Origin of the sequence: Amycolatopsis kentuckyensis, from assembly GCF_002155975.1 — a bacterium.
In the GTDB taxonomy this organism is placed as follows: Bacteria; Actinomycetota; Actinomycetes; order Mycobacteriales; family Pseudonocardiaceae; genus Amycolatopsis; species Amycolatopsis kentuckyensis.
Window position 1 is genome coordinate 1 of sequence record NZ_MUMI01000098.1, and the last position, 9,149, is coordinate 9,149.

Genomic DNA, 9,149 nt, shown 5'->3' on the forward strand with positions numbered 1-9,149 from the left:
GTCTTGTCGCGGATGCGGTCCAGGTAGGACCGGACCGTGCGGACGCTGATGTTGAGGATCTCCGCCACGTCGACGTCCCGCTCCCCCGCCGCCACCAGGCGGAGGACCTGCTTTTCCCGTTCGGACAACACGATCTTCGGGCCTGCGTGGCGCTCTTCGCTGTCCTGGATGATCATCCCGGCCAGCGTCGGCGACACGTACGCGTTGTCGTCGGCGATCGTGCGGATCGCGCGCAGGAGCTCGTCGCCGTCGACGTCCTTGGACAGGAAGCCCTTCGCGCCCGCCTGCATCGCGCCGAGCACCTCCGGCTGTTCCGCGTGCGCGGACACCACCAGCACCTTGTGCCCCATCTGCCCCACTTCCAGGACCGCGGCCGCGTCCTGGACACCACGGAGCTTGAGGTCGAGGACGACGACGCTGCCCGCCGGCTGGTCCTGGACCGCGAACCGGGCCACCGAGTCGGCGACCGCGCCGAGCTCGATGTCCGGTGCCTCGGTCAGCACGCGGCTCAGCGCGTACCGGTAGAGCGGGTGGTCCTCGATCACGCCCACCGGGATGCGCCGCGCGGAGTCGCTCATTTGCGGCCGCCGCGCCGGGGGCCGGCCTCGCCGATCAGGCCGCGCCGGATGGCCTCCTTGACCAGGCCCGGCCGCCGCCGTTCGCCGGTCTTGTCGCGGATGCGGTCGAGGTAGCCGCGGACCGTCCGGACGCCGATGCCGAGGATCAGCGCGATGTCGACGTCCCGCTCCCCCGCCGCCACCAGCCGCAGCACCTGCTCCTCGCGCGGGGACAGCTCGGCTTCGGCCGACACGGCGGGCCGGTCGGCGTTGTCCTTCATGATCATCCCGGCGACCACCGCCGAGACGTACGCGCCGCCGCCGGCGACCGTCTTGATCGCGATCAGCAGCTCGTCGGCGTCGACGTCCTTCGACAGGAACCCGCGGGCCCCCGCCGCGATCGCGCCGAGCACCACCTCCGGTTCCGCCTGCGCGGAAACCACGAGCACGTGGTGGCCGAGTTCGCACACCTCCAGCACGGCCGCCGCGCCCGCGACGCCCGGCAGGCCCAGGTCGAGCAGGACCACGCTGCCCGGCGGCTGCCGGTGCACGTGGAACCGGGCGACCGAATCGACGACCGCACCGAGCTCGACGAAGTCGGCTTCGGCCAGCACACGTTCGACGGAGACGCGGTACAGCGGGTGGTCTTCGATGACCGCGACCCGGACCCGCCCCTGGCCCAGTTCACCCTCGGTCGAACGCTCTTCTGTCATTTGCACGACTTTCACCCCGTTCCACCCGACGGAGCCGGCCGTCCGGCCGTGGCCGGGTCCAGCGCGGGGCCCGTCGGCACCAATGCCAGCAAACTACCCGTGACCGGCGGTTTGGCGACGCCTCCGTAGCCGAGCGAGGCCAAGGCCTGCGTGTTCACCACCGGGTACTTCCGGCCCGTGTCGGTCACCAGGTACGCGGTGACCGAACCGGCTTCGACGACGACGGCTCCCCCCGAGGGAGGTACGAACACCTCGTCCGCCACCCTTGCTTCGGTCCGGGTGGCGACCTGGATGGCTTTGGCCCCAACGGGAAGCGGGAATTCGGCCGAAACGAGCAACCGGCTGCCCTGAACGCACAGCGCCACGGAGTTCCCGGTGATCGGCGCCTTGCCGGGGATGCGGTCGGGGTAGGCGGCCGGATCGGCACCGCCGGCCCGCGGCGCGCCGACCTTCGCGACCGCGGCGACGTCGGCCGCGCGGACCTCCACCGGCGCGGGCGGCCCGGGGTAGGCGGCGGCGTTGGCGTCCGTCGTCACCAGCAGGCTCGCCTCGGTCTGCCCGACCGGTTCGAGCCCGTCGCGGCGGACCAGGTAGTACGACGTGGCCGCGCCGGGCGCGGCCATCGCGTCCACGACCGCGAGGACTTCGCCGACGCGGGTGCCGCGGCCGCCCACCGCCGGTCCCGCGTCACCGGCGCCGTCGACCGGCAGCGCGGTGAGGTCGCGGCCGGCCGGGACGGTGTCGATCCACCGCGACGACACCGCGATCGTCGGGTAGCTGTCGAACTGCAACGCGGTCGCGGCCTCGTCGCTCAGCTTGTAGCGCCGCCCGCCGGCGAGCAGGAAGCGCTCCCCCTGCGGCAGCCGCACGATCACGCCCTGGTCCGGTGGCAGCTCGACGCCGGAGGCGGGCGCGGCCAGCAGGACGGCGGTGCGCGGCTCGGCGGACGCGGGCGCGTCCCGGGTGGTCCGGCTGCAGCTCGTCCACGGGACGCTCACGAGCGCGTTCGCCGACGGCAGCGAGTCGGGCGCGCCGGGGATGCCGATCTGGTTGCCGCGGCCGGCCTTGCCGAGGTTCTCCGGTGAGACGGACACGGTCGCGTCGCCGTTGCCGCCGGCCAGCAGCCGCGCGGACGCGTAGTTGAGCACCGGGTGCAGGACGCCGTCGGCGCCGAGCACGAACCGCGCGCCGGTGCCCTCCTCGACGATCACCTTGCCGCCGGCCAGCCAGTCCTTGCCGCCGGAGGGGTTCAGCAGCCCGATGATGCCGAAGACGGCGGTGACCAAGAGGGCGGCCACGACCCCGAGCACCGTGCCCAGCACGAGCCGGCGGCTGGGCGAGACGGGGTGGTTGGCGTCGGCGGCGACGAGCGCGGAGACGAGCCTGCGGCGGAGGAACTGGTACGCCTGGATCTGGTCCCGCTGCGTCCACACGCTGCTGTGCCCCCCGGCTGTGTGCGTCGACCCTCCGAGCAGCCGATGCTAGGCACCGCACCAGCGGGCGGCGAGGGTAATTTTTACGCCCACGCGGTATCCGGGCAGCCAGTAGCGTCGAGACCGGGGAAAGGGGAGCCCGTGTCCGTCGATACCGCCGTCCACCAGGCACCGTCCCGGCCCGCGTCCACGCCGTTGCCGTGGCTGCTGCCGATCCGACCGCTGCAGGCGGCGCTGTGGGAGCTCGCGGCGATCGCCGTGCTGCTCGCGTGGCTCGTCGACGGCGTCACCCAGCCGGTGCGGCTCGGCATCAGCATCGGCGCGGGCACGGTGGTGCTGCTGACGTCGGTGCGCTTCGCCGGGCGCCACCTGGCGGGCTGGGCGCTGACGTGGACGGCGTTCCGGTTGCGCCGCCACGACACCCGCCGCGACGGCCCGGATCCCCTGCTGCACGTGGCCGGCCCGGTGAAGGTGCGCCAGCACGTCGACCGCGCGGGCAACCGTTTCGGCGTCGCGGAGATCGACGGAGGATGGAGCGCACTGGTCCGCCTGATGCCCGGCCCGGGAGCGCCGGGCCCCCTGGTCGAGGCCCTGCGCTCGGCATTCGGGCGCGCGGACATCCCGTTGGCCTCGGCGCAGCTGCTGACGTGGGCGATTCCCCGCGGCGACCAGGTGCTGCGGGTCCGCTGGCTGGCGGTCCGCTACCGCCCGGACCTGGCCCCGATCGCGGCACTCGCCCGCGGCGGCGGCGAACTGGGGGCGCTGCGCAGCACGGCATCGGCGGCGTTGAGCTTGATGGGAGCACTGGCCGAGGCCGGCTACCAGAGCACGGTGCTGGAGGCCGGAGAGCTGGCGAAGGAGCTTCGGGTGGCACTGGGCGTCCAGGGGGCCCCATCGGGGGCACCGGACCGCTGGAAGTCGTGGGTGTGGGGCGATTCCACCCAGGCGTGCTTCACCCCGAGGTCCCCCCGAGTGCTGGATCCGGCGGTACCCGGAGCGGCATTCACGGCAACGTCGTACACGCTGACGAGAACGGCGGGCGGCAAGGAGAAGGCGGAGGTGACGATCCGCGTGGGAGCAAGGCCGGGCACACAGGTCCCGGTACCGCAGGCAGCGGTTCCATTGCACGGCCGCCACGGAGCAGGAGTCCGCAAAACTTTGCCCCTCGCCCTGGACGGCTGACCACCGACCACCCACCCCCGGACGGCGGACGCGGACGGCCAACGGCGACACCCTCCGACCACACCCCCCTGCCGACCCGATACGCAGCCGAATCAGCGGCCGGCAGGCCGTGTCAAGGCACGCTTTCCCGCCTTGACACGGCCTGCCGGCCGCTGAACAATCCGGCGTCGGGCCGGCGGGGAACTCAGTTCACGACAAAGGTCCGAATACTCCGACCACCCAGCTGAGCATTGAAAGCCCCATTCGAAACAGCCACATCAGCGGACCGGGCAAGATTCGCACTCCCACTGGTCACCCACGTCTGAGCAGTCGCGGAACCAATGTCCCGGATGGTGAACGCAAGGTCCACAGCTGCATCGTTCTTGTTGATGGCGACGACAACAACTCGAGCCCCGCTCTTGAACGCCGAAACGTAGACATTCGCCTGCGGATTCGCGGTCGCCGTGATCCGCGAGAACCCGGGCCGCACCCACTTCGAGAACTGCGCCATGCAGGCGCCCCGCTTGCTGATCTGCCCGTCCTCCCGCATCGGACCGTACGAGCGCCGGATGTACCACCACACGTAGGTCTGGAACCGCCCGTCGACCAACGCGCGGTGGATGTGCTCGCCGACGTCGAGCGCCTGCGGCCACAGGTCGGCCGAGTCGGTGCTGTTGGGGTAGTAGACCTCCGTCATCCACAGCTCCTTGCCGCCGCCCTTCTGCTGGAAGAGTGGATAGGGCAGGTCCGCGAACCGGGTGCCGTAGAGGTGCGCGCCGATGATGTCCACGTTCGCCAGCGCGGCGGCGTCGTTGAGGATGGGATCGGACATGGCCTTCCGGTACTGGAACGACTCGGGCGCGATGACCCGGGTGCTCAGCGAGCCGGCGTTCTCGCGCAGGAACCGGACGATCTCGGCGGCGGTCCACGCCGTCCAGTCGTGGGCGTAGTCCGGCTCGTTCTGGACCGAGATCCCGTACAGGGGCACCCCGTTGTTCGCCATGAACGCGGTGAAGTCGTTGAGGTGCTGCGCATAGGCGCCGTAGGCGTTGTACCGCAACCGCTTGCCCCCGGAGAAACTTTCAGTCATCGACGCGGGCGGGTTCCACGGCGAAGCGATGACCTTGGCCCCGAGCTGGCTCGCCCGCTTGGCCGTCGCGACCTCGCGGCTCCAGTTGTTGCGGTCCTCGTGGACGGGGATGCGCAGCACGGTGAAGCCCAGCTGCCCGGTCCCGTTGCCGAACGCCGTCTCGCGCTGGGCGGCGGTGAGATCGCTGATCCAGACGGTGTGGTTCATCCCGCCGAAGCCGAGGATCGCCTGCTGGACGTTCGACGGTTCGACGACCACCGCGGTGGCCGCCGCGGCCGGTGTCCCGCCCGCCAGCACCGGCAGTGCGGCGCCCGCCGCCAGCACGGTGCGCCGGCGCAGCAGCGGCGAACCCGCGATTTCGGACTGGTCTCGACGTGCTGTCATGCGCATCTCCCTGGAGTCGACGGCGAACATCCTGGGAGCGCTCCCAAAGCAGTCTTAACAGTGTCCGGGTGGCACCGTCAACCCCGGACGGCTTCGTACACCCCCGCGATCATCGCCACCACCGGCACCAGGGAAAGCAGCACGAGGAACTCCGAGACGTCCAGGAGCCGCGACCAGTACGGCGAACGCAGCCCGCGCGCCACCCGGGTCGCGTACACCAGGCAGACCACCGCCGCGAGGACGACCGCGCAGCCCACGGCGAAGATCGCCGTGCGGTGACCCGAAGCCACCAGCCAGACCCCGGCGCACACCAGCGTCGGGACGCCGAACCCGACCAGCACCAGCCGCTGCGCGCGCCCCGCGTACGACCGCGACCGCAGGATCCACGCCACGCCCAGCAGGGCCGCCAGGCCCGCTTCCCAAGGCCCGCCCGCGGAAAGCACGATCGATGCCGCCAGCACCACCAGGCCGAGGGCCACCAGCAACCCGGTCAGCACCGCCTGGGCCCGGGACGTGCGGCCGATCATCTCCGTTCCCAGCGACGGCTGTTCGTCCGCCCGGAACGCCGCCATGTCGTCCGGCACCCTCGGCAGCGGCAGGCGTGCCAGGCGCAACGCCAGCATCGGGGCCACCGCCGCCAGCGCCGTGCACAGCACCGCGACCACGGCCGCGGCCGAACCCGCGGAAACACCGCCCAGCAGCACGACCCCGGCCGTCACCGCCCCGAAGCCCGCCGCGCCCGTGATCGCCACGAACCACGGCAGGCGGTCGGCCACCGAGACCGCCGCCAGCACGCCGTACACCGTCACCGCCGCGAACCCGGCCGCGAGCGGGCCCGCCGACAACGAGAACAGCGGATGCGGTGGCAGCACCGACATCCCGGCCAGCAGCGCCACGCCGACGCCGGCCAGCGACCCGGCCGCGCCCGCTTCGGCGTCGCCGTACGCGCGGCTCAACGCGCCGCCGCCGAGCAGCAGCACCAAAGCCAGGAGCCCGGTCCCGATCGGGGCCAGCACGCTGCCGGACGCCGCCGCCTGCACCAGCAGGCCGCCCGCCAGCAGCAACACCACCGCCGCGACCAGGCCGGACCGCCGCGCGACCGACGGGCCCCAGCCGCCGTCGGCATCGGCGACGCTGGCGATCGAGTCGACGACGTCGTCGAACAGCAGCGGACCCCGCGGGCGCTCCCGCGGGGTCAGGTGCAGCACTTCGCCGTCCCGGATCTGGGCGGCGGCGACGCTCAGGCCCAGCGCCAGTGGTGCGCCGCCCAGCCTCGAGAGCACCCAGCCGGGGTGCTCGGCCGAGGCCTGCCCGGACGCTCCCGCCAGCCGGACCAGCTGCGGCACGAGCTCGGCGAACGTCGACTGCTGCGGCAGGGCGACGTCGACGCGGGCCCGTGGCGTGACCACCGTGACCCGCCGGGTCGTGCCAGTCAGCGAAGCCGTCATCACACGTCTTTCGCGGCCGCGATGACCGGGGCGAACTTGGCGCTCGAAGCCTCGGCGAGCTTCTGCAGCCCGGCGTTCACCGCCTCCAGGACGATCTCCGAGAGGTTGCGGGCGTCGTACTCGCGGATCGCGCGGGGGTCGATGTCGATCGAGGTGAAGCGGCCGTCACCGCGCAGGGTGACGGTGACCTCGTTCTGCCGCGAGTGCGCCTTGATCTCCATCGCCTCGACCGTGCGCTGGATCCGCTGGACCTCTTCGGTCTGCTTGCGCACCTGGGCGAGCAGCTCGTCCATGTCGGGCACCGCGTACGGATCGGTCACTGTTGCTTCCCTTCGTGCTGGCGGACGTGGACGCTGGCCACGAACCGCTGGAAACCGGGTGAGAGCCGCCGGGCGGCCGCGGGGGCGGCCGTGCAGGCGAGCTCGAGCACCAGGCGGTCTTCCGGGCCGGCGCCGGGGACCGTCAGGTGCACCTGGGTCTGGATCAGCTCGGTGCCTTCGCCGGTGCGCAGGCGCAGGAGCTGCATCACGGCCGGGGCGGCCGCGTCGCCGACGTCGCGGCGGCTCAGCACGTCGAGCCCGGCCAGCGTCCGCGAAAGCCGCTCGACGGCTTCGGCCGCGATGGCGTCGATCGTCGCTTCGTCCGGCCGCTGCTGCACGCCGACCGTGATGTTCGGCGTGAACTCCTCGCCCGGCACCGGGTGCACGGCGACGAACACCGCGCCGGAGTCGCCCGGGTCGACGGCGGTCCAGCCGTCCGGGATGACGAAGTCGAGGGGAAGCGTCATCACAGCCCCACGTACGCGACCGCGTCGTCCCAAGCGGCACCGACGGCGTCGGCCGCGTCCGAAGCGGCGTGGCTGACGGCGTCGACCGCCGCGCCGCCGTACTCGCCGATCGTGTGGCCGAGTTTCGGCAGGTCGATGTCGATCTTCGCGCCGACACCCAGGCCGAGGCCGAGCGCCGCGCCCGCCTTGAAGCTCACCTTGAGGTGTCCCGCGTCGTAGACGGCCTGGGCGTCGAGCTGCGCGCCGAGGCCGTACTGCAGCGTGCCGTTCGCGCCTACACCGATGCCGGCGACGTCCGCGGCGACTTCGCCTTCGACCTTCCCGCCCACGAACGCATTCGCGTGCGCGCCGACGCCGTGGGCGCCGATGGTGCCGGACGCGCTCGCCTCGCCGCCGGCGAACACCGTGCCCTTGGCGTGGGCTTCGGCGACGCCCCACTCCTTCTTGGCTTCGGCCTCGCCGTGCAGCGCCGCGAGTTCCGCGTGCCCGGACGCGGACGCGTCCCAGCCCTTCGAGGTGATCTTCCCGTCGTACTCCGGGGACCAGCCGTCCTGTTCGTGCTGGAACTTGTAGTACGTGATCTCGGTGTTGCGGGCGATCTTGTTCTTCAGGCCCTCGGCTTCCGGCTGCCCGAACGGCGTGTCGGCCTTCTTCGGCGCCCGGGTGCCTTCGAGACCGTCCCAGGTGAGCTTCTTCCAGCCGGAGTTGCCGAACCACGACGGCACGGTCCGCGGCCGCTTCCGGCCGTCGAGGGGCTCGCCGTTGAGCCAGTGCAGCGGCCCGCGGGCCCACTTGCCGAGCTCGTGCTCCAGCCGTCCGACGCCTTCGGGCGGGAACAGCTCGGCGAGCGCGTCGGAGAACTCGTCGACGACCTGGCGGGCCGCCGCCACGCTCTGTTCGCCGAGCTGCCGCGCGGCCTGGATGAACGCGCCGACCGAAGTGGAGTTCACCGCGCGGGCCTGGGCGGTCAGCTGGGCGGCGTACTGGTCGAACTGCGCGAGCACCGAGTCCACGGCGGCTTCCGCGGACTGCACGAGCCGGGCCGCGGTGCCGAGCCGGTTGGCCTGGTCGCCGAGTTCCGCGGCCGTGTCGGCGAGTTCCTTGCCCAGCTCGCCCGCGGCCGTCGCGAACGCGGTGTAGGCATCGCCGTCCCAGTCGGCGTGCAGCGTCTTCGCGGACTCGTCGATTTCGCGCGCCCGGCCCGAAACCGCCGTCGCCCGGGTCGCCACCCGCTGCGAGGCGGCGCTCAGCGCCCCGGGATCGCCGGTGACGCGCCGGCGGCACTCGACGAGCACGCGCCGGTACCCGGACAGCACGGAGCTGACCACCCCGGACGCGTCGACCACCCCCGAGCCCGCCACCGGCTAGTTCCCGGCCGCGTCGTAGCCGACGTGCTGGCTGAAGTGCTTCCCGTTGAAGTCCAGGTCGATGTCGAGGTCGAAGTCCTGGCCGCCCGGAGCCTCCACAGTGGACTCACCGGTGGTCAGGTTGGTGTGGATGACGACCTCGTCGGCGTGCCCGGACGCCGGAGCGGGCACCGAAGGCGCGGGGGCGGGCGCGGGCACCGAGGGCGGCG

9 protein-coding genes and 1 pseudogene are annotated in these 9,149 nt (G+C 72.5%); 1 reads left to right on the top strand and 9 read right to left on the bottom strand.

Going from position 1 to position 9,149, the window contains the following annotated elements:
• From CCN39_RS11165 to eccB, 3 genes are all read right to left on the bottom strand, one after another.
• The coding region (locus CCN39_RS11165; RefSeq protein ID WP_086841013.1) for a response regulator at positions 1 to 578 on the bottom strand (578 nt) is incomplete at its 3' end.
• Positions 575 to 1,270 (bottom strand): response regulator transcription factor, encoded by a 696-nt coding sequence (locus tag CCN39_RS11170; protein ID WP_208630208.1) that lies wholly within the window; start codon positions 1,268 to 1,270, stop codon positions 575 to 577. The genes CCN39_RS11165 and CCN39_RS11170, both read right to left, overlap by 4 nt.
• Positions 1,271 to 1,281: 11 nt before the next feature.
• The gene (eccB, locus tag CCN39_RS11175) at positions 1,282 to 2,703 is read right to left on the bottom strand and encodes a type VII secretion protein EccB (protein ID WP_086841017.1); all 1,422 of its coding nucleotides are present in this window, start codon (positions 2,701 to 2,703) and stop codon (positions 1,282 to 1,284) included.
• A 141-nt stretch (positions 2,704 to 2,844) separates the two neighbouring features.
• On the opposite strand from eccB, the gene CCN39_RS11180 reads away from it, so the two are divergent.
• Positions 2,845 to 3,885: a type VII secretion protein EccE gene (locus tag CCN39_RS11180; RefSeq protein ID WP_086841019.1), complete on the top strand. Its 1,041-nt coding sequence runs from the start codon at positions 2,845 to 2,847 to the stop codon at positions 3,883 to 3,885.
• A 184-nt stretch (positions 3,886 to 4,069) separates the two neighbouring features.
• On the opposite strand, the gene xynC is transcribed toward CCN39_RS11180, so the two are convergent.
• The 6 genes and pseudogenes from xynC to CCN39_RS11210 all read right to left on the bottom strand — a co-directional run.
• Positions 4,070 to 5,338: a glucuronoarabinoxylan endo-1,4-beta-xylanase XynC gene (xynC, locus tag CCN39_RS11185; protein ID WP_086841028.1), complete on the bottom strand. Its 1,269-nt coding sequence runs from the start codon at positions 5,336 to 5,338 to the stop codon at positions 4,070 to 4,072.
• Between the two features lie 77 nt (positions 5,339 to 5,415).
• A complete protein-coding gene (gene eccD, locus CCN39_RS11190) occupies positions 5,416 to 6,786 on the bottom strand; it encodes a type VII secretion integral membrane protein EccD (protein WP_086841021.1) in 1,371 nt (456 codons plus the stop codon).
• Positions 6,786 to 7,106, bottom strand: coding sequence for a YbaB/EbfC family nucleoid-associated protein (locus tag CCN39_RS11195; RefSeq protein ID WP_013224119.1), 321 nt, complete (start codon positions 7,104 to 7,106; stop codon positions 6,786 to 6,788). Before CCN39_RS11195 ends, eccD begins: the two co-directional genes overlap by 1 nt.
• Complete coding sequence (locus CCN39_RS11200; protein ID WP_208630209.1) at positions 7,103 to 7,573, bottom strand: DEAD/DEAH box helicase family protein; 471 nt, start codon at positions 7,571 to 7,573, stop codon at positions 7,103 to 7,105. Before CCN39_RS11200 ends, CCN39_RS11195 begins: the two co-directional genes overlap by 4 nt.
• Entirely contained in the window at positions 7,573 to 8,934 is a 1,362-nt protein-coding gene (locus CCN39_RS11205; protein ID WP_086841025.1) for a WXG100 family type VII secretion target, read from the bottom strand. The genes CCN39_RS11200 and CCN39_RS11205 overlap by 1 nt, the downstream gene beginning before the upstream one ends.
• Before the next feature lie 3 nt (positions 8,935 to 8,937).
• Positions 8,938 to 9,149: pseudogene (locus CCN39_RS11210) on the bottom strand (hypothetical protein); the annotation flags it as partial.

Excerpts from the sequence above, each read along its gene's own strand:
- CCN39_RS11170 (WP_208630208.1), bottom strand. The coding sequence starts at position 1,270 with ATGACAGAAGAGCGTTCGACCGAGGGTGAACTGGGCCAGGGGCGGGTC.
- xynC (WP_086841028.1), bottom strand. The coding sequence starts at position 5,338 with ATGACAGCACGTCGAGACCAGTCCGAAATCGCGGGTTCGCCGCTGCTG.
- eccD (WP_086841021.1), bottom strand. The coding sequence starts at position 6,786 with ATGACGGCTTCGCTGACTGGCACGACCCGGCGGGTCACGGTGGTCACG.
- CCN39_RS11200 (WP_208630209.1), bottom strand. The coding sequence starts at position 7,573 with ATGACGCTTCCCCTCGACTTCGTCATCCCGGACGGCTGGACCGCCGTC.